Annotated in this window: 17 protein-coding genes; 10 read left to right on the top strand and 7 right to left on the bottom strand. The window is 71.3% G+C overall.

Going from position 1 to position 18,476, the window contains the following annotated elements; translation table 11 throughout:
- Positions 1-16: 16 nt before the first annotated feature.
- A complete protein-coding gene (locus tag OG349_RS06745) occupies positions 17-838 on the bottom strand; it encodes a TIM barrel protein (protein WP_327233724.1) in 822 nt (273 codons plus the stop codon).
- A 227-nt stretch (positions 839-1,065) separates the two neighbouring features.
- On the opposite strand from OG349_RS06745, the gene OG349_RS06740 reads away from it, so the two are divergent.
- The 9 genes from OG349_RS06740 to sigJ all read left to right on the top strand — a co-directional run bounded on the left by OG349_RS06740 (position 1,066) and on the right by sigJ (position 9,478).
- Positions 1,066-1,998, top strand: coding sequence for a PhzF family phenazine biosynthesis protein (locus OG349_RS06740; protein ID WP_327233723.1), 933 nt, complete (start codon positions 1,066-1,068; stop codon positions 1,996-1,998).
- Between the two features lie 61 nt (positions 1,999-2,059).
- Entirely contained in the window at positions 2,060-2,359 is a 300-nt protein-coding gene (locus tag OG349_RS06735) for a hypothetical protein (protein WP_327233722.1), read from the top strand.
- Positions 2,356-2,778 carry a helix-turn-helix domain-containing protein gene (locus tag OG349_RS06730; protein WP_327233721.1) on the top strand — a complete coding sequence of 141 codons (423 nt, stop codon included), beginning with the start codon at positions 2,356-2,358 and terminating at the stop codon, positions 2,776-2,778. The genes OG349_RS06735 and OG349_RS06730 overlap by 4 nt, the downstream gene beginning before the upstream one ends.
- A gap of 252 nt (positions 2,779-3,030) precedes the next feature.
- Entirely contained in the window at positions 3,031-4,518 is a 1,488-nt protein-coding gene (locus OG349_RS06725) for an MFS transporter (RefSeq protein WP_327233720.1), read from the top strand.
- A 516-nt stretch (positions 4,519-5,034) separates the two neighbouring features.
- The gene (uraD, locus tag OG349_RS06720; protein WP_327233719.1) at positions 5,035-5,544 is read left to right on the top strand and encodes a 2-oxo-4-hydroxy-4-carboxy-5-ureidoimidazoline decarboxylase; all 510 of its coding nucleotides are present in this window, start codon (positions 5,035-5,037) and stop codon (positions 5,542-5,544) included.
- Between the two features lie 4 nt (positions 5,545-5,548).
- Entirely contained in the window at positions 5,549-5,977 is a 429-nt protein-coding gene (uraH, locus tag OG349_RS06715; protein WP_327233718.1) for a hydroxyisourate hydrolase, read from the top strand.
- Between the two features lie 5 nt (positions 5,978-5,982).
- Entirely contained in the window at positions 5,983-6,927 is a 945-nt protein-coding gene (pucL, locus tag OG349_RS06710) for a factor-independent urate hydroxylase (protein WP_327233717.1), read from the top strand.
- 79 nt (positions 6,928-7,006) lie between these two features.
- Positions 7,007-8,392 carry an 8-oxoguanine deaminase gene (locus OG349_RS06705; RefSeq protein ID WP_327233716.1) on the top strand — a complete coding sequence of 462 codons (1,386 nt, stop codon included), beginning with the start codon at positions 7,007-7,009 and terminating at the stop codon, positions 8,390-8,392.
- Between the two features lie 150 nt (positions 8,393-8,542).
- On the top strand, positions 8,543-9,478 hold the full coding sequence (sigJ, locus tag OG349_RS06700) for an RNA polymerase sigma factor SigJ (RefSeq protein ID WP_327233715.1): 936 nt from the start codon (positions 8,543-8,545) through the stop codon (positions 9,476-9,478).
- A gap of 59 nt (positions 9,479-9,537) precedes the next feature.
- Here the strand turns inward: sigJ and OG349_RS06695 are convergent, their stop codons facing one another.
- The 5 genes from OG349_RS06695 to OG349_RS06675 all read right to left on the bottom strand — a co-directional run bounded on the left by OG349_RS06695 (position 9,538) and on the right by OG349_RS06675 (position 17,158).
- On the bottom strand, positions 9,538-12,858 hold the full coding sequence (locus OG349_RS06695) for a GH92 family glycosyl hydrolase (RefSeq protein WP_327233714.1): 3,321 nt from the start codon (positions 12,856-12,858) through the stop codon (positions 9,538-9,540).
- 270 nt (positions 12,859-13,128) lie between these two features.
- A complete protein-coding gene (locus OG349_RS06690) occupies positions 13,129-13,635 on the bottom strand; it encodes a hypothetical protein (RefSeq protein WP_327233713.1) in 507 nt (168 codons plus the stop codon).
- A 204-nt stretch (positions 13,636-13,839) separates the two neighbouring features.
- Positions 13,840-14,703, bottom strand: a complete 864-nt coding sequence (locus OG349_RS06685) for a chitosanase (protein WP_327233712.1) — start codon at positions 14,701-14,703, stop codon at positions 13,840-13,842.
- A 166-nt stretch (positions 14,704-14,869) separates the two neighbouring features.
- Positions 14,870-15,679, bottom strand: coding sequence for a chitosanase (locus OG349_RS06680; protein WP_327233711.1), 810 nt, complete (start codon positions 15,677-15,679; stop codon positions 14,870-14,872).
- 30 nt (positions 15,680-15,709) lie between these two features.
- A complete protein-coding gene (locus OG349_RS06675) occupies positions 15,710-17,158 on the bottom strand; it encodes a DHA2 family efflux MFS transporter permease subunit (protein ID WP_327233710.1) in 1,449 nt (482 codons plus the stop codon).
- A 163-nt stretch (positions 17,159-17,321) separates the two neighbouring features.
- On the opposite strand from OG349_RS06675, the gene OG349_RS06670 reads away from it, so the two are divergent.
- On the top strand, positions 17,322-17,723 hold the full coding sequence (locus OG349_RS06670) for a winged helix-turn-helix transcriptional regulator (RefSeq protein ID WP_327233709.1): 402 nt from the start codon (positions 17,322-17,324) through the stop codon (positions 17,721-17,723).
- 136 nt (positions 17,724-17,859) lie between these two features.
- On the opposite strand, the gene OG349_RS06665 is transcribed toward OG349_RS06670, so the two are convergent.
- Positions 17,860-18,432, bottom strand: a complete 573-nt coding sequence (locus OG349_RS06665) for a TIGR03086 family metal-binding protein (protein ID WP_327233708.1) — start codon at positions 18,430-18,432, stop codon at positions 17,860-17,862.
- Positions 18,433-18,476 lie beyond the last annotated feature (44 nt).

Below are 18,476 nucleotides of genomic sequence, written 5' to 3'. Positions count from 1 at the left end.
GTACATCAGAAGATGGTCAGGGGGCGAGCCAGCCGAACGCCTCGGCGCTCGGACGGTCGCCGGGCTTGTACTCCAGGCCGACCCAGCCGTCGTAACCGGCCTTCCGCAGCCGGCCGAGGAGGTCCTCCAGCGGCAGCGATCCGGTGCCCGGCGCGCCACGGCCCGGGTTGTCCGCGATCTGCACGTGGCCGGTCCTGTCGGCGTACGAGTCGATGACCGCGGCCAGGTCCTCGCCGTTCATCGACAGGTGGTAGAGATCGAGCAGGAAGGCCGCGTTGCCGAGGCCGGTGGCCGCGTTGACCCGGTCCACGACCTCGATCGCGGCGGGCGCGCTCACCAGCGGGTAGAGAGGGGACTCCGGCTTGTTGAGCGCCTCGATCAGCAGCGTCGCCCCGACCCGGTCGGCCGCGCGGGCGGCCAGGACGAGGTTGTCCAGGGCCAGGGTGTCCTGGAGGTGCGGGTCGACGCCTTCGACGCGGTTGCCGTACAGCGCGTTGAGCGCCGTGCAGCCCACGGAGGCGGCGAAGCCGGCGGCGACATCGACGTTGGCGCGGAAGCGCTCGGCCTCCACACCCGGTACGGAGAGTGCGCCGCGGTCGGGCCCCGGCAACTGTCCGGCGTAGAAGTTCAGCCCGACCAGCTGGGTGCCCGCGTCGTCCAGCGCCTTCTTGAGCGCGTCCAGCTCGGCCTGCGGCGGTGTGGGGGTGTCGATCCAGGGCCACCACAGCTCGACCGCGCCGAAGCTGGCCGCCGCGGCGGCGGCCGGGCGCTCCAGGAGCGGGAGTTCCGTGAAGAGGATGGACAGGTTCACATCGAAGCGCTGCTCGGAGTAACTCATGAGGGGCCAGGCGCTCCTTCCGTATTGCGGAAGTTATTTTCTGCTTGATGGAAGCCTGCCTGTGGGGCTCGGGGCCTGTCAAGTGCCGTTTCGGTAATTCCTCGGCCGCCCTCCGGTCCACCGGGGTCCGATTGGCCCCGGACAGGGCGGTCGGGGCTCCCTAACGTCGGCGCCGGGGGCCACCCGCGGGCTCCCCGCACACCCCGCGATCCCTGGAAGGACGTCCTGTGTCCGTCGGTTACCGCCACGTCGACGTGTTCGCCACCGGCCCGTACACCGGCAACAGCCTCGCGGTCTTCGGCGCCGACGGCGACCTGCCGGGCCGTACGACCGCCGGGCAGCTGCTCGCCATCACCCAGGAGGTACGGCACTTCGAGTCGGTCTTCCTCACCCCGCCCGACGCGGCCGGGGTGGTCGGGGCCCGGGTCTTCGACCTCTTCGGGGAGCTGGACTTCGCCGGGCATCCGGTCCTCGGCGCGGCGGCCGTCCTCCACGAGCGGTTGGGCGCGGCCGGACCGCGCCGGTGGACCTTCCGGCTGCCGGGCGCGACGGTCGGCGTCACCACGGCGCCGTCCGCCGTCGGGGTCACCGCGCTGCTCGACCAGGGGCCGCCGCGTTTCCTGGGCGAGGTGCCGGCGGCCGGGCGGGCGGGGATCGCCGGGGCGCTCTCGCTGCCCGCCGGGGCTCTCGCCGATCTGCCGCTGGAAGTGGTCACCACGGGACTGAGTTATCTGATCGTGCCGGTGACGTCGGGGCTGGCGGGGGCCCGGATCTCCGGCCCGGACCTCGCCGCGCTGCTGGAGGAGTACGGGGCGCGGTTCGCGTACGTCCTCGATGTCGGGGCCCTCGGGGCGGCCGGCGGCCCCGAAGGGCGGAGCTGGAACAACGACGGGGTGCTGGAGGATGTCGCCACCGGCAGCGCGGCCGGCTGCGTCGGCGCCTTTCTGGCCAAGCACGGGCTGGTCCCTCCGGATGCCGAATTCACCCTCGCCCAGGGCCGGTTCGCGGGCCGTCCCAGCCTGATGCGGGTGACGCCCCAGGGGCCTTGGAACGCCCTGACGAACGTACGGGTCGGAGGCGAGGTCGCCCTGGTCGCCGCCGGGCGACTCGACCGGCTCCCTCCCGCGCGGGAGGCGGATCACGGCCCGGGGTCGGTGTGACGTCCGATCCGTTAAGGTCGACTTCCGGTACGACGGTCGAGGCTACAAGGGTGGAGGCGCGGTGCGACTGCGGGTGGAGTTCACGACCGAACCCTTCGACCTCGACGAGGCACCCGCGCACGCGCTGGTGGCCCGGGAGGTCGTGGGGAGCGCCTCGCTGGACTCCGTCGACGTCGGTCCGTTCGGCAACACCGCCGAGGGCGGCTCGGACGAGGTGCTGGCGGCCGTGGACGTGCTGCTGCGCGAGACGCTGGCGGCGGGCGCGACCCGGGTCTCGCTCCAGGTGAGCGTGATCGAGGCGGAAGCCGGTAGTCCGGAAGTCGACGGTAAGGAAGCCGGCGGCACGGAGAGCGGTCGGTGACCGCCCCGCGCGACCACCCCCTCGTCGCCGCCGTCAAGCCGCTGGTGGACGCGATGGGCGGCGAGCTGATGGCGGCGGTCGAGGCCGAGCCCGACGACGTCGTGCTCGCCTGGGAGGGCGAGGAGGTTCTCGCCGTACGGTTGCCGCAGCTCTCGGAGTCCCTGGACCACATCCTGGCCGCGCTGGAGCGCCGGCACGGCAGGCCGCTGGCCGAGTTGGACCGTAAGTCCAAACAATCGGTCGTCCGGATACTGGAGGCGCGCGGCGCCTTCTCCGTACGGCACGGCGTGGAAACGGTGGCGAGCGCGCTCGGCGTCAGCCGCTTCACCGTCTACAACTACCTGAACTACGCCAACGAGCAGCGGGCGAAGGCCCGCGAGGACGGCGAGCGGCCGCCGGCCGACGGGCCGCTGAGCTGATCACCCGTCACATATTCCCCGGCGATGTCCCCGGCGCGGCCGACCGCGCGGCCCTACCCAAAGCTTGGCAAACATCAGGGCAAGGGGACGTTGTGCCGTGGCCCGATCCGCCGAGCCGGGGGCCGTACGGCGGCTGTCGCGCTCCGCACGGTGGCGACCGGATCACGTACGGACGCGTAACAGAAATTCTTCGCCGAATACGGACGTATAGCATCATTTGGGGCGCACGGCGGCCCTGTTTACTCTTGCCGAATGAATGATCCCAATTCGGAAGAAAACGGATCTCTGTCCACCCTCGGCGACTCCAAGTGGAAACCGGCGACCTGGATCCTCCTGATCGTCCTCTGCGGAGCGCTCTTCCTCGACGGTCTCGACCTCACCATGGTCGGGGTCGCCCTGCCGGACATCGGCAGGGACCTGCATCTGTCGGCCAGTTCGCTGCAATGGATCGTCAGCGGCTACGTGCTCGGTTACGGAAGTCTCCTGCTGCTCGGCGGCAGAGCCTCCGACCTGCTGGGACGCCGACGGGTCTTCCTCGCCGCCTTGTGCGTGTTCGGCGCGGCGTCGGTCATCAGCACCTTCGTCGACAGCGACATCCTGCTGATCGCCCTGCGCTTCATCAAGGGCGCGTCCGCCGCCTTCACCGTCCCGGCGGGCCTGTCGATCATCAACACCACCTTCACCGAAGGCAAGGCGCGCAGCCGCGCCATGGGGATCTACGCCGCGTGCGGCGCGAGCGGGTTCTCCCTGGGGCTGATCTTCGGCGGGCTGCTCACCGAGCTGAACTGGCGGCTCACCTTCCTCGTCCCCGGACCGATCGCCCTCGCGCTGGTCGTCGCGGGACTGAAGGTCATCCCCCGTGTCCCGCACGGCAAGCTGAGCCTCTCCGGGCTGGACCTGCGCGGCGCGGTGAGCTGTACGGCGGCGCTGCTGCTCCTCGTGTACGCGGTGGTGGAAGCGCCCACGCACGGCTGGGGAAGCTTCTCCACCCTCGGGCTGCTGGCGCTGAGCGTCGTGCTGATGGCGGTGTTCGTCGTCCTGGAACGCAGGCACCGCACCCCGCTGCTGCGGCTGGGCATCCTGCGCTCGGGCGCGCTCGTCCACGCCAACATCTCGGCGGCGGTGATGTTCGGCGGCTACGTCGCCTTCCAGTTCCTGGTGACGCTGTACGTACAGAACTCCCTCGGCTGGTCGCCGATCCACATGGCCCTGGCCTTCCTGCCCGGCGGACTGGTCGTGGTCCTCAGCGGCTCGAAGATCCCGCTCCTCCTGGAGCGTTTCAGTACGGTCAAGCTGCTCCTCGCGGGCCTGACCGCGTTCGCGGCCGCCTACGCCCTGTTCCTGCGCGTCAGCCCGGGGCAGTCGTACGCGAACTTCATGCTGCCCACGATCCTGCTGCTCGGCGTCGGCTTCGCGCTCTGCTTCCCGGCGGTGAACGTGCAGGCCACGGCGGGTGTGAAGGACGAGGAGCAAGGGCTGGCGTCCGGCATCCTGAACTCCAGCCTCCAGATCGGCGGCGCGATCGTCCTCGCGGTCGTCACGGCGATCCTGGGCACGGGGACGACACACATCCAGCACGCGCACCTGCTCCCGCACATGAAGACCGCGATCGGCGTCACCGTCGGCATCACGATCTTCGCGCTGCTGGTGACGATCGTCCAGTACACCCGCAACCGGCGCCAGGAGGCGGCGGCCGTGGAGGCCGAGCCGAGCGAGCGCCCCGAGTATTCGGAGGTATGACCTGACCCGGCGGACCCAGACATGACCTGAACGGGAAGCCCGAGGAGGCGGCCGGAGCCCGCGCGCCGGTCGCCTTCGCCGCGAGCGGATGGCCCCGGCCGGGTTCGGGGACGAGCCGCGGGTTTTGTTCGAGGCGGCGGGCGCCCACGCGGCGCCCGCTCCCTCGGTACGGCCCTGCGGCACAGCCAGATGCGTGCCGCGCACTCACCGGAGGGCGGGCACCCGCCGGCCGTACTGCTCCTGGACTCCCGCAACCGGGTGGTGCGCGCCGACGGCCGGGCCGAGGTGCCGCTCGGGGAGATCGCCCGCGACGCGGCTCCGGAGAACGGGATGGGCGTCGCGGGCCGGCTACCGCGGCAAGTACGGCGCGGAAATGCTGACTTCGCGAATTCTGTGCCGCACCCCGCCCCGAGTCGGTCCGGTCGTGGCGAGGCCGAGATTTCAACAAAGTGTTGACGGCGTCGGGGCGAGGGCGTTAGCTAGGCGCAGCCCGTTCAGCGCAGCCACGGAGGCACCGTGACGTATCGGCCACCGCCGGGCCTTGCCCGGTTCAACGTCTCGTCCGACAGCGCGGCCCTGGCCGTGCTCCGTGAGGTGTGCGCCAGTTCGGCGTGGGGAAGTGAGCTGCTCGTTCGTCGTCCGTACGCCGAACTGGACGACCTCCTCACCGCCGCGGACACCGCCGTGGCCGCGCTGACGGAGGACGATCTGGCCGAGGCGATGGCGGGGCACCCGCCGATCGGGCGGCCCGCGCCGGGGGACCCGGTCTCCTCCCGTGAACAACGGGGGATGGCCGGCGCCTCCGACACGCTCAAGGCGGAGATGCTCGAACTGAACCTGGCGTACCAGGACAGGTTCGGCCATGTCTTCCTGATCTGCGCCACCGGCGCGACCGGTGAGCAGATGCGGGACGCGCTCAGGACCCGGATCGGTCATACCCCGGAGGAGGAGCGCGAGATCGTGCGCACCGAACTGGGCAAGATCAACCGCATCCGGCTGACGCGCCTCGTCCTCGAAGGAGACTGACCCCTTGAGCACCAGCACCCGCCCCGACCCCGGCAGCGAACCCCGCGACCCCGCCCCGGCGTCGGTATCCACGCACATCCTGGACACCAGCGTCGGACGCCCCGCCCCGGACGTCGCCGTCTCGCTCGCGGCCCGCGGTGGTTCCGGCGCCGCGTGGGTGACACTCGGCGGTTCGCGGACCGACGCGGACGGGCGCTGCGCCCACCTGCCGGCGCTGCCGCCGGACACCACGCACGTACGGCTCGACTTCACCACCGGGCCGTACCTCACCAGCAGGACACCGGCCGAGGAGCGGCAGGACGCCCCCGCGCTACGGGACAGCGGTGCGTTCTTCCCGGAAGTGACGGTCACCTTCGCCGTCACCCCGGGCGAGCACTTCCACGTGCCGCTGCTGCTCAACCCGTTCGGCTACTCCGTATACCGAGGGAGCTAGCAGGCATGCCCACCACGCTCGGACAGAATCAGTACGGCAAGGCGGAGAACCGCGTCGTCAAGATCACGCGGGACGGCTCCACCCACCACATCAAGGACCTGAACGTCTCGGTCTCCCTCTCCGGCGATCTGGACGACGTTCACCTCTCCGGCTCGAACGCCCATGTCCTGCCGACCGACACCATGAAAAACACGGTGTACGCGTTCGCCAAGGAGCACGGGATCGAGTCCCCGGAGCAGTTCGGCATCGTGCTGGCGAGGCACTTCGTGACCACGTGCGAGCCGATCGACCGGGCGCGTGTCCGGATCGAGGAGTACGCCTGGGAGCGGATCGCGACCTCCGGTGACGGGGGAGAAGGCGGCGGAGAAGAGGGCGGGCACTCGTTCGTCCGCCGGGGGCAGGAGACCCGGGTCAGCCAGATCACCTTCGACGGCGAGCGGGTGGAGGTCGTCTCCGGACTCAAGGACCTGACGGTGCTGAACTCGACCGACTCCGAGTTCTGGGGGTTCGCCAAGGACAAGTACACGACGCTCAAGGAGGCGTACGACCGGATTCTCGCGACCGACGTGTCCGCCCGCTGGCGGTACGGCTGGTCCGGTGTCGAGGAGCCCGGCGGCAGCATCGGCGCGCCCGACTGGAACGAGTCGTACGAGCAGACCAGACGCCATGTGCTCGCCGCCTTCGCCGAGACGTACTCGCTGTCGCTCCAGCAGACCCTCCACCAGATGGGCACCCGGGTCCTGGACCACCGCGACGAGATCGACGAGATCCGGTTCTCGCTCCCCAACAAGCACCATTTCCTGGTCGACCTGGCGCCGTTCGGGCTCAAGAACGACACCCCCGACGGAGCCGTCTACCTCGCCGCGGACCGCCCGTACGGCCTGATCGAGGCCACCGTCCTGCGCGACGGCGCCGACGCGCGGATCTCCCCGGACCTGACCACCCTCTGACCTGACCACCCTCTGACCTGAACCCCCCTGACCTGAACCCCTCTGACCCCTGATCGCCCGTACAGGAAGAGGAACCGCCATGGCGGCACCGCGCGTCCCGCGCATCGTCATCGAGAACTGCGCCGTAGCGACCGTGGACGCGCACGACACCGAGTACGCCTCGGGCCACGTCGTGATCGCGGACCACCTGATCGAGTCGGTCGGCGCGGGCCCCGCCCCCGCCGGTCTGGACGATGTCGTACGGCGTGTCGACGGCACCGGCCATCTCCTCACGCCCGGCCTCGTCAACACCCACCACCACTTCTACCAGTGGATCACCCGCGGCCTCGCCACCGACCACAACCTCTTCGACTGGCTGGTCGCGCTCTACCCGGTCTGGGCGCGCATCGACGAGCCGATGCTCCGCGCCGCCGCCCGGGGCTCCCTCGCGATGATGGCGCGCGGCGGTGTCACCACCGCCATGGACCACCACTACGTCTATCCGCGCGGTGCGGGCGATCTGACGGGCGCGATCGTGGAGTCCGCGACCGAGACGGGCGTACGGTTCACCCTCGCCCGGGGGTCCATGGACCGGGGGACGTCGGACGGCGGCCTGCCGCCGGACTTCGCCGTCGAGTCCCTGGACGGTGCCCTCGCCGCCACCGAGGAGGCCGTCGACCGCTACCACGACACCTCCTTCGACGCGATGACCCAGATCGCGGTGGCCCCCTGTTCCCCCTTCTCCGTCTCCACCGAACTCCTCAAGCAGGGCGCGGAGTTGGCCCGCCGCAAGGGGGTCAGGCTGCACACGCACGGCAGCGAGACCGTCGAGGAGGAGCAGTTCTGCAAGGAACGCTTCGGGATGGGCCCGACCGACTACTTCGAATCGACCGGCTGGCTCGGCGACGACGTGTGGATGGCCCACTGCGTCCACATGAACGACGCGGACATCGCCGCCTTCGGCCGTACGGGCACCGGTGTCGCCCACTGCCCCTCCTCCAACGCCCGCCTGGCCGCCGGGATCGCGCGGGTGCCCGACATGCTCGCCGCCGGCATCCCTGTCGGCCTCGGCGTCGACGGAACCGCCTCCAACGAGTCGGGCGAACTCCACACCGAACTACGCAACGCGCTCCTGATCAACCGTCTGGGCGCGCACCGGGAAGCAGCTCTGACGGCTCGTCAGGCATTGCGCCTCGGTACGTACGGCGGGGCGCGGGTGCTGGGCCGCGCCGGCCAGATCGGCTCGATCGAGGCGGGCAAGCTCGCCGACCTCGTGCTCTGGAAGATGGACACCCTCGCCCACTCCTCCATCGCCGACCCGGTGACCGCGCTCGTCCTCGGCGCCGCCGCCCCCGTCACCCTCTCGCTCGTCAACGGACGGACCGTCGTCGAGGACAACCACCTCACCACGGTGGACGAGGACGCCGTCGCCCGCTCCGCCAGGAGCGAGGCCCGGCGCCTCGCGCGGATCGCCGGACAGGACTGATCCGCCCCGGAACTCCGGTCGGGGGGGACGGCCCCCGGCCGGATCTGCGTTCCCCATGGCCCGCCCCCGGCCCCCGGTCACAATCCGTCGGTCCGTTCCGTCAGGAGGGTGAAGGAAGACGCCCCCTGCTCGCATCGAGGACCCTGACTGATGGACGAACACCCCCTCGCCGGGACCTCCCCGGCCGCGGACCCGGCCGACGATTTCCTGGCGGAACGCTTCGAGACGCACCGCCCCCAGCTGCGAGCGGTCGCCTACCGGATGCTCGGCTCGCTGACCGAGGCCGACGACGCCGTCCAGGAAGCCTGGCTGCGGCTCGTCCGCGCCGACAGCGCCCGTATCGAGAGCCTGGGCGCCTGGCTGACCACGGTGGTGGGGCGGGTCTGCCTGGACCTGCTGCGCACCCGCGCGTCCCGGCGCGAGGAGCCGCTGGGCGGGGTGTACGTCCCCGACCCGATCGTCAGCGGGGAGGGCGGCGTCGACCCCGAGCAGGAGGCGCTGCTCGCCGACTCGGTCGGGCTCGCGCTGCTCGTGGTCCTGGAGACGCTCGCCCCGGCCGAACGGCTCGCGTTCGTCCTGCACGACATGTTCGCCGTGCCCTTCGACGAGATCGCCCCGCTGGTCGGCCGTACGCCCACCGCCGCCCGACAGCTCGCCAGCCGCGCCCGCCGCCGCGTCCGGGGCACGCCGACCGTCCCGGACGCCGACGTCGGCCGGCAGCGGGAGGTGGTCGACGCCTTCCTCGCCGCGTCGCGGGGCGGGGACTTCGACTCGCTCGTCGCGCTGCTCGACCCCGAGGTCGTCCTGCGGGCCGACCACGGAGCGGCGGCCCCGCCCGGCCTCCGCGAGATCCACGGCGCGACGGCGGTGGCGAACCAGTCGCTCACGTTCTCCCGCCTCGGCGCCGGGGGCGGCGGAGTCCTGCGGCGGGCCCTCGTCAACGGAGCCGCCGGTGTGGTCGTGTCCCGCGAGGGCCGGCCCCTGTCGGTCCTGGGCTTCACGGTGACGGCAGGCAAGATCGTCGCGATCGACATCCTCGCGGACCCGGAGCGACTGGCCCGGCTGGACCTCACGGTCCTGGACTGAGAGCGGGCAGGGGAAAAGGTGTGGGGGCGACCGGAGCCGCCCCCACCTCCGTCACCGGATCAGGCCGTCGCCACCGCGAACACGTGGATGACACCGCCGTCCGTCGTGTCCGGCAGCGTCACACTCGCCAGCCGCTTCCCCGCCTCCAACGCGATCGGCGCCGTGGCGAAGACGTCCGTGCCGACCGGGTCCACGCCACCGCCCGACACATCGCGGTACGTGGTGTGGACCGCCACGACGTTGCCGAAGGACGGCTGCTGCGTGCCGCCGCCCAACGTCCAGTCGCTGAAGCCGATCTGGGCCCGCTGGGTCGATCCGTCGGTGTACGTGAGGGTCACCTCACCCGTCGTCGCGCCGTTGATCGCGCTGCCCAGCAGACTCAGCTCCGTCGCGTCCGGCGAGCCCGCCGACAGGTCGAGGACCTGCGGCGCGCCGCCGCCCACCACTTCGATGTTGTCCGGGTCACCCGGGTTCACCTCGGGCCACGTGAAGTCGAAACCGCCCGCGGAGACCGTGCCACCGGGCTTCGCGCCCGCTCCCGCGAGGGCCTTGGCCGAGTAACTCCAGCCCTGGCCGTCGAAGTTGGCCTGCGGGTCGGTGTCGTCCGCCGAGATACCGGCGTTGTTGAGGTTCCACAGCACACTGTCCCGCGCGGCGACCGTCACCGCGAGCGACGTCTTGGGCAGGGCCGTACCGGACGCCGAGGTCAGCGTCACCGGCACCGTGTAGAAACCGGGCCGCGCCCCGGCCGTGGCCGTGACGGTGAACTTCTCGCTGCCCGAACCGCCCCCGGGTACCGCGAAGTCGCCCTCCGACGGCGTCACGGCGACTCCCTCGGGCGGTGTCGCCTTCCAGTGCACGGTGGTGGCCGCGTCCTCGATCGTCCGCACCCTGACCTCGGAGCCCGTACCTTCGCCGCCCGGCTCGACCTTGACCTGGCCCGGCGCCGTACCCGTGAAGAACGGCACTCCGCCCTCGCGGAAGGACGGCGGGGCGTCGGCCGGGCCGCTGCCCCACGCCTTGTCCGGCTCACTGCCCAGCGTGTAGTCCAGGGTGCCGCCGCGCGTGACGAAGGAGGCGGGCACCCACGGCCTGGTCGACTTCCTGCCGTCGGTCCGCAAACCCCGTACGTACAGGTTCTCCGCCGAGGCGCCCGGCGCGTTGACCGTGATCTTCTTGCCGTGTCCGGTACGGATCACCGCGCGCGGGAACAGCGGTGCGGAGAGCACCAGATCGGCCCGGCTGGGCACCTGCGGGTACATGCCGAGCGCGGAGAAGACGTACCAGGACGACATCGTGCCCGCGTCGTCGTTACCGGGAATGCCGCCCGGCTTGTCGGTCCACAGCTGGTCCAGCTCCGCGCGTACGGTCTCCTGGGTCTTCCAGGGCGCCCCCAAGTAGTTATACAGATAGGGCGCGTTGATGTCCGGTTCGTTGGTGGGGTCGTAGCGGGCCGGGTCCTGCGCCGAGAAGTCGAAGGCGCCTTCGGGCGTACGGAAGAACGCGTCCAGCCGCTTCACGGCGGTCTCGTTGCCTCCCATCGCGCGGGCGAGACCGGCCACGTCCGAGTAGACCATCCAGGTGTACCGGGCGCTGGTGCCCTCGACGAAGCCGCTCTCGGTGCTCGGGGAGAACGAACCGCCGGCCCAGGTCCCGTCCGCCTTCCTGTCCCGCATGTAACCGCCCCGCGGGGTCGCGTTTGCGTCGAAGACGTACCGCCACGCGCCCGAACGCTCCAGGAAGGCCTTCTGATTGGCCCGGTCGCCGGTGGCGCCGGCCAGTTCCGACAGGCCGTGGTCGGCCGCCGCGTCCTCCAGGGTCTCGGCCGCGCCGCCCCAGCAGTGGCAGCCGTCCGCCGGTACGTACCCCAGCTCCAGGTACTTGTCGAGCGCCGGGCGCTGCCCGACACACTCCACGTTGCAGCCCGCGCTGTCCGAGTCGTTGGCCGTCGGCACGGTCGCCGCCGTGATCAGGGAGCGCAGCGCGCCCTTGACGTCGAAGTCACGGCCCCCGAAGGCGTGGATCCCGGCGAGGGCGGCGGCCGACGGATCGCCGGACATCACACTGGTCTTGCCGTTCTCCAGCAGCCAGCGGTCCCACTCGCCGTCGCGCTGGTTCGCGTAGTTGAAGAGGGACTGGGCGTAGTCGCTGCCCGCCCCCGGGTTGAGCAGGGTCATCAACTGCACCTGCGCGCGGTACTGGTCCCAGCCGGAGAACGTGCCGTACTGCGCCCTCTGGCCCTTCGCCAGGCGGTGCGGCTCGCGGTCGGCGCCCAGGTAGCGTCCGTCGACGTCGCTGGTCAGGGTCGGTTCCAGCATCGAGTGGTACAACGCGGTGTAGAACGTGGTGCGTTGGGCGTCGGAGCCGCCGCTCACCTTGATCTTGTCGAGTTCCCTCCGCCACGCCGACTCGGCCCGCGAGCGTACCGAGGCGAAGGTCGTGCGGGGCGGGTTCTCGGCGCGGAGGTTGGCCTCCGCGTTGGCCGCGCTGACGTAGGAGATCGCCACCTTCGCCTGGACCTGGGCGGTCCCCGGGGCGAACGTCACGTACGCGCCCGAGCCCTTGCCCGGTGCCGGGATGCCGTTCGAGCCGTACCCGGTGCCGCCGGAGGCCGAGGTCGATCCGGGGTTCAGGGTGGTGTCGGTCCAGGTGCCTGTCTTCGCGAACGGCCGGTCGAAGTGGGCGGTGAAATAAAGGGTGTAGAGGTCGTGGCGGTTGTTCGCGCTCTGCGGGCCGCAGAAGTTGCCGGCGCTGACCGAGCCGGTCACGGTGCGCGCCGCCGTGTCCACCCGGACGGTCGCGTCGCCGCTGCCCGTCTCGGAGTTGGACGTACGGAACAGCATGCTGGCGGGCTTGTCCGCCGGGAAACCGAAGCGCCCCGAGCCGGTGCGGGGGGTCGCGGTCAGTTCCGCGGAGGCGCCACTGGCCAGCCCGACCTTGTAGTAGCCCGCCTCGGCGGTCTCGTCCGCGTGGGAGAACGTACTCGCGTACTTGGCGTCGGTGGTGTCGGCCGTGGGGGAGGTGTCGACCTCGCCGACGTACGGCATCACGGGGATGTCGCCGTTGGCTCCGTAACAGCCGACGCCGTTGAGGTGGGTGAGGCTGAAACCGCGGATCTTGGTCGCGCCGTACTCGTACCCGCCGGGCGCGGGGGTCGAGACCTGGCTGCCCCGGGAGTTCTGCGGACTCCAGGCGAGCATGCCGAAGGGTTGTACGGCGCCGGGGTAGGTGTTGCCCGCGTTGGCCGAGCCGATGAGCGGGTCGACGTACGCCACCGTGTCCCGCACCTCGCCCCTGACGCCACCGGGAACCGAGGCGGGGGCGGCGGCCGACGCGGGGACGGCGACGGCCAGGGAGAGGACCGTACCGAGCGCCGCCACGAGGGCGACCGCCGCGCCACCCGGTGTACGGCGCCGGGACGGGCGGAGCGCCGGCCGGGGCCGCCTCGCGCGAGAGCGACCTGAGGGGGTGTCTGACACCGTTCCCTGCCCTTCATCGGTTCGGACAACGCCTGAGCGGACAACGTTGTCATGATCGGGTCAGGATGGTCCTCCGGGTGATCACCAGGTGTCAAGAGTGCGCGTGCGGCGCGCCGTACCCAGCGCCGCACGCGCACCGATCGGGGGAACGGCCACCCCGGGAGGCATGCCCTAACAGGCGTACCAGTTGCTCCATGAGCCGTTGAACGTGTCGCACCAGTAGCCGCCGTTACCGCCGAGCACCTGCACGGTGGGGTTTCCGCCGGAGAACCAGGCCCAGGCGCCGTCCTGGACGTTGTTGCTGTTGCCGAGCGTGGCCCAGGTGGACCATGACCCGTTCGCGCTGTACTGGTAGCTGTGCCAGATCTGACGGTCACTGCCGATGACCACGAACTCGTACCGGCCGTCCGGCCAGTCCAGGCGACTGACGATGGATCCGCACAGGACCACCGCGGCGGCCGGACCGTTTCCGGTGAAGCTGATGTTGCAGGCCGCGCGGGCGGTCCGGGTCCTGTCGATGACGGATGCGCTTGTGGTGCCCGGGCTCTCGACGGTGGTCGGCAGACCGGCGACGACGGGCCCCTTCGGAGCCGGTGCCGCCGCCTGTGCGGTGGCGACGGGGCTCAGGGTGGCCATGAGTACCAGCGCTATCACGGCAAGGATGTGAGGCTTCTTCACGATTCCCCCAGGAGTGGCGTCTCCAACGGGCGGCTGCTGCCGTTGGCTGGCCGTCAGCATGAGGTTTTGGGGGCCGCGTTTCCAGAGCTTTGATGCGCGAGGTGGGGACATGACCCGAAGTCGATCCCGCTGGCCGGATCTCCCCGACTGCCCTCGAAGCGGCGTTCTGACCGCCGGTCTGTCCGGCGGTCAGAACGCGACGGCCTAGCCGATGTGGAAGCTGTCCCCGTAGACCTTCCAGTCGAGCGGCGGGTTCAGGTTCAGGTTGCCCTTGCTGAGGAACACCCGCTGGGCCGTGTCCACCCGGCTGGTGTCCGAGTGGGCCTCCTCCTGCTGCATCGCCCAGACGCGGGCGTCGAGGAAGGCGTTGAGCCAGGTGGTCTCGTTGCCGCCCTGGGCCGGGGGCTTCGCCTTGGTGAGGGCGCGCTTGCGGATGCCGCCGAAGCTCGTGCCGTCGTTGCCGTCGCCGTGCATCACGATGGCGTCGTAGTAGATGAACTGGCCGAGGACGCCGACGCCGTCCGACTTGCCGCGGCTCACCGCCGGGTTGAAGTAGACGCGGTCGCGCTCGTCGTTCTGCGCGGTCTGGAACTTGGTGTCCTTGGCGGCCGTCTTCCACGCGCTGACGAAGCCGGAGCCGAGGCCGGTGTGCGAGTCCGTGCCGTCGACGGCACGCAGCGCGGGGAGGTATTTGGCGAGCGCGTTGCCCGGCACGCGCTGGGTGTAGAGCTCGACCAGGTCGAGCATGTCGTGCGTACCGGAGCAGAAGCCGATGATCCCGGCGGTGTAGCCGCGGCCGTCGCCGATGTCCTCGATGTAGCCGTACTGCGCCTTCCAGTCCAGCGAGGAGTTCTCCGCGCTGGACACCAGCTTCATGGCGATTTCCTTCTTCGCCGGGTCGTCGAGGCCGATCGCCGCGGCGGCCTGGGTGCCGGCCGTGGTGGCCGTGACGGCGGCGGGCGCGGGCGCCGTGTTGGCGACGGCGGTGGCCGGAATCGCCACCAGGGTGAGTCCGAGCAGGGCGTGGGGGAGGAACGCGAGCCGGCGCGAGGAGCGTATGGGGGACATGGACACCTGAGGCCTCCAGAGGGGGATTCCCGCGTGGGTTGTTTGTTAGGAAGCTTTCCTACCAAAGGATTCAGGCCGCGTACACCCGTTCGACGCAAGGAAGATCTGGCGCCGGGGTGGTTCGGGCGGTTCTGCGAGGGAGTGTTACGCGCGGCGACCGGGGGCGTTACTCACCGGCAATGCGGTAGCTGTCGCCGTAGACCTTCCAGGCGAGCGGGGTGTCGAGGTCCAGATTGCCCTGGGCGAGAAAGAGCCGTTGGGCGGTTTCGACACGGCTCGTGTCGGAGTGGGAGGGCTCGCGGCGGATCGCGGCGACACGCGCGTCCAGGAAGGCGTCGAGGTATTTCTCCTCGCCGCCCCCCTCGGCCGGCGTGTCGGCGGTACGCAGGGCCTCGGCCCGGATCGTACGGAAGCCGACCGTGCCCTCCGTGTCGCCCGAGCCGTGCATCACGTACGCGTCGTAGTAGACGAACTGCCCCAGCGCGCCCAGCCCGTCGGCCTTCGCGCGGGACACGGCCGGGTCGAAGTACCGCCGGTCGCGCTCGGTGTCCTGCGCCGCGCGCAGCGCGGGATCCCGGGCGGCCCTCTTCCAGGCGGCGGTGAAGGGGGCGCCCAGGCCGGCGTGGGACGCCGAGCCGTCCACCGCCTTCAACGCAGGCAGAAAACGCGCCAGTTGGTTGTCCGGACGGGTGTCCGTGTACCGCCGCACGACCTGGAGGAGGTCGCCGCAGCCGGTGCAGAAGCCGATGATCCCGGCGGTATAGCCGCGGCCGTCGCCGATGTCCTCGATGTAGCCGTACTGCGCCTTCCAGTCCAGCGAGGAGTTCTCCGCGCTGGACACCAGCTCCATGGCGATCTCCTTCTTCGCCGGATCGTCCAGCCCCGCGGACGCGCCGGTGGCCGGCCCGCACGCGGTGCAGAGGACGAGCGCCACCACGGCGAGCACGGACAACAGGCGGCGGAGTGTGGGGATCACGTGTCGGAGCTTTCCTCGGGGTGCGGACGCTTACGAGGTTACGCGCGGGCTCCCGGCCGGGTCGTCCGCGGCGTCCCGCGTGTCCGCCGCGTCCGGCGCCGCCCTTTCCCTCTCCGCTGCTTCCTCCGCCGTCTCCCCGGACGGCCCCCGCCGCAGCAGCGCGACCGCCACCACGAGCGCCGCCGTCGCGACCCCCGCCGCCGAGAGGAACGCGAGCCGGTAGCCGCCGCCCGTCGCCGAGGCCGTGTCCTCACCGGCTGCGAGGAGGTCGCGCGTACGGTCCGCCGCGAGGGCCGAGTGGACGGCGAGCCCCAGCGCGCCGCCCACCACCTGCGTCGTGCTGAACAGCCCCGACGCCAGCCCGCCGTCCTCCGGGCGTACGTCCGCCATGGCCAGGCCCGTCAGGGCGGGCATCGCCAGCCCGAAGCCGACCCCGAGCAGGACCATGACCGGCAGGACGTCGGTCGCGTACGAACCGTCGGTGGGCGCCCGCCCGAACAGCGCCAGCCCACCGACGATCAGGAGCAGTCCGCCGAACAGCAACGGCCGTGGCCCGAAACGGGCGTTGAGCCGTGCCGAGAACCCGAGCATCATCACCCCGATGACCACAGGCGCGGGCAGGAAGGCCACCCCGGTGGCCAGTTCGCCGAAGTCCAGGACCCGCTGGAGGTAGAGCGCGCCGAGGTACTGGAAGGTGAACATCCCGGCGACCATGAGGATTTGGACCAGATTGGCGCCGGTGACGGTACGGGACCGCAGCAGCCCCAGCCGCAGCAGGGGATCGGCGGCGTACCACTGCCGTACGGCGAAGGCCGCGAGCAGCAGCACGGACAGGGCTCCGAGGCCGAGCGTACGGGCCGATCCCCACCCGTGGCCGGCGGTCCGCACCAGCGTGTACACCCCGAGCATCAGGGCGCCCGTCACCAGGACGGCGCCCAGGTAGTCGGCGCCTTCGCGCAGGCCCTGTCCGGGGTCGTCCGCCAGGACGCGCCGGGCGGCGACCAGCGCGGTGGCGCCGATCGGCAGGTTGATGAGGAAGATCGCGTGCCAGCCGAGGGTCGCGGTGAGGGCGCCGCCGAGGAAAGTGCCGATGGCCCCGCCCGCGGCGGCCGACGCGCTGAACACGGCGATGGCCGTGGCTCGTTCGCGCCCCTCGGGGAAGAGCGCCACCAGCATGCCCAGCACCACCGCCGAGGTCATCGCCCCGCCGACGCCCTGGAGGAAGCGCGCGGCGACCAGGGTTCCGGCGCTGGGGGAGAGCCCGCAGAGCACGGAGGCCACGGTGAACACGGCCAGCCCGGAGACGAACATCCGCCGGCGGCCGAGGAGATCACCCAGCCGGCCGGCGAGCAGCAACAGGCCCGCGAAGGCGATGAGATACGAGTTGACCACCCAGGCGAGCCCGGCCGGCGAGAAGCCGAGATCGGACTGGATCGCGGGCATCGCGACGGTCACGATGCTGCCGTCCAGCACGGTCATGAGGCTTCCCGCGCACAGCACGGCCAGTGCCGTCCGGCGGGAAGGATGAGAGGGTGGAACGGTCTGCACGTCCCTGTCCATGGGTCTTGACCTCCAAAGGCGCACGATCTGTAACGGAGGTCATCGTGGGTGACCGTGAAGCTCGGCAGAAGGAGGCACTTCGATGTCCCAGGGGAACACGCGTGTGACCACCCAGGTCGTGCACGCGCAGGCCTGCCCGGTCCGGGAAGTTCTTGACAGGGTCGCGGGGAAATGGAGCGTGCTGATCATCGTGGCGGCGGCCCACGGGCCCATCCGCTTCACGGAGTTGGAGCGCTCGATCGAGGGCATCAGCCGCCGCATGCTCACGCTGACACTGCGGAACCTGGAGCGCGACGGACTGCTGACCCGTACGGCGCACGCGACGGTGCCGCCCAAGGTGGAGTACGAACTGACTCCGGTCGCCCGCGAGTTGCACGCGAGTCTGCTGGGCCTGACGGACTGGGCGGAGCGCCACCGGGTGACGATCGCGGAGTCCCGGGCGGCGTACGACGACGCGCACGGACGCGGACTCGACGCGGTCTGACGCCTGTCCCCGACGCCTGCCCAGGGCGCGCCCGGCCGGCCCCCCGACCGGCGGACGCACCCCTGGGGGTGTCGCCGAACTGCCGTCCCCTGCGCGGCGGTTCGGCGACACGCGCCCTGGCACGAACGGCGGTGTGTTACGTGCCGGGCACCCAGTCCGGCCGCCGGCCGCTCAGCCCGATCACCTGGTCCAGCAGCGGCGCGTCCCCGTCCACCGCGAGCGGTGGTCCGAAGATCCCCTCCGCCGGGCGGGGCACGCTGAGCATCCCGTACGAGGCCCGCAGGCCCGCCTCGTCGGCCTCGTACACCTGGCCCGTGGCGCGCGCCACGTCCCAGCCGTGCACCAGCACCTCGTTGAGGGCGACCAACCCGGCCACCTCGCCGGGCAGATCCACTCCGCCGACCCGGGTCCCGCCCTCCCAGGCGGCGGGATCCCGCCACGCGGCGGCCAGCTCGTCCAGCCGCCGGGGGAGTACCTCGCGCCAGCCCTCCTCCAGTACGGGGAGGTTCCCCGGCTCCGGCGCCGTGTCCGTGGTCGGGCCCCGCTTCTTGCCCGCCGCGTCCCGGAAGGCGATCGTCAGCCCGGCCAGATGCGCGAGGATGTCCCGGACGGTGTAGGCGGGACAGGGGGTCGGCCCGTCCAGCCGCTCGTCCGGGACCCCGACGGCCACCCGGGCCGTCGCGCGGCACACCGGACCGAGATCGATCATGCCGGACGCGGGAACCGGGCCTGCTCCTGCCGTCGCACGCGTGT

Origin of the sequence: Streptomyces sp. NBC_01317 (assembly GCF_035961655.1) — a bacterium.
Classification (GTDB): domain Bacteria; phylum Actinomycetota; class Actinomycetes; order Streptomycetales; family Streptomycetaceae; genus Streptomyces.
The sequence above is the reverse complement of the archived record's forward strand: the minus strand, read 5'-3'. Positions and strand labels throughout refer to the sequence as shown.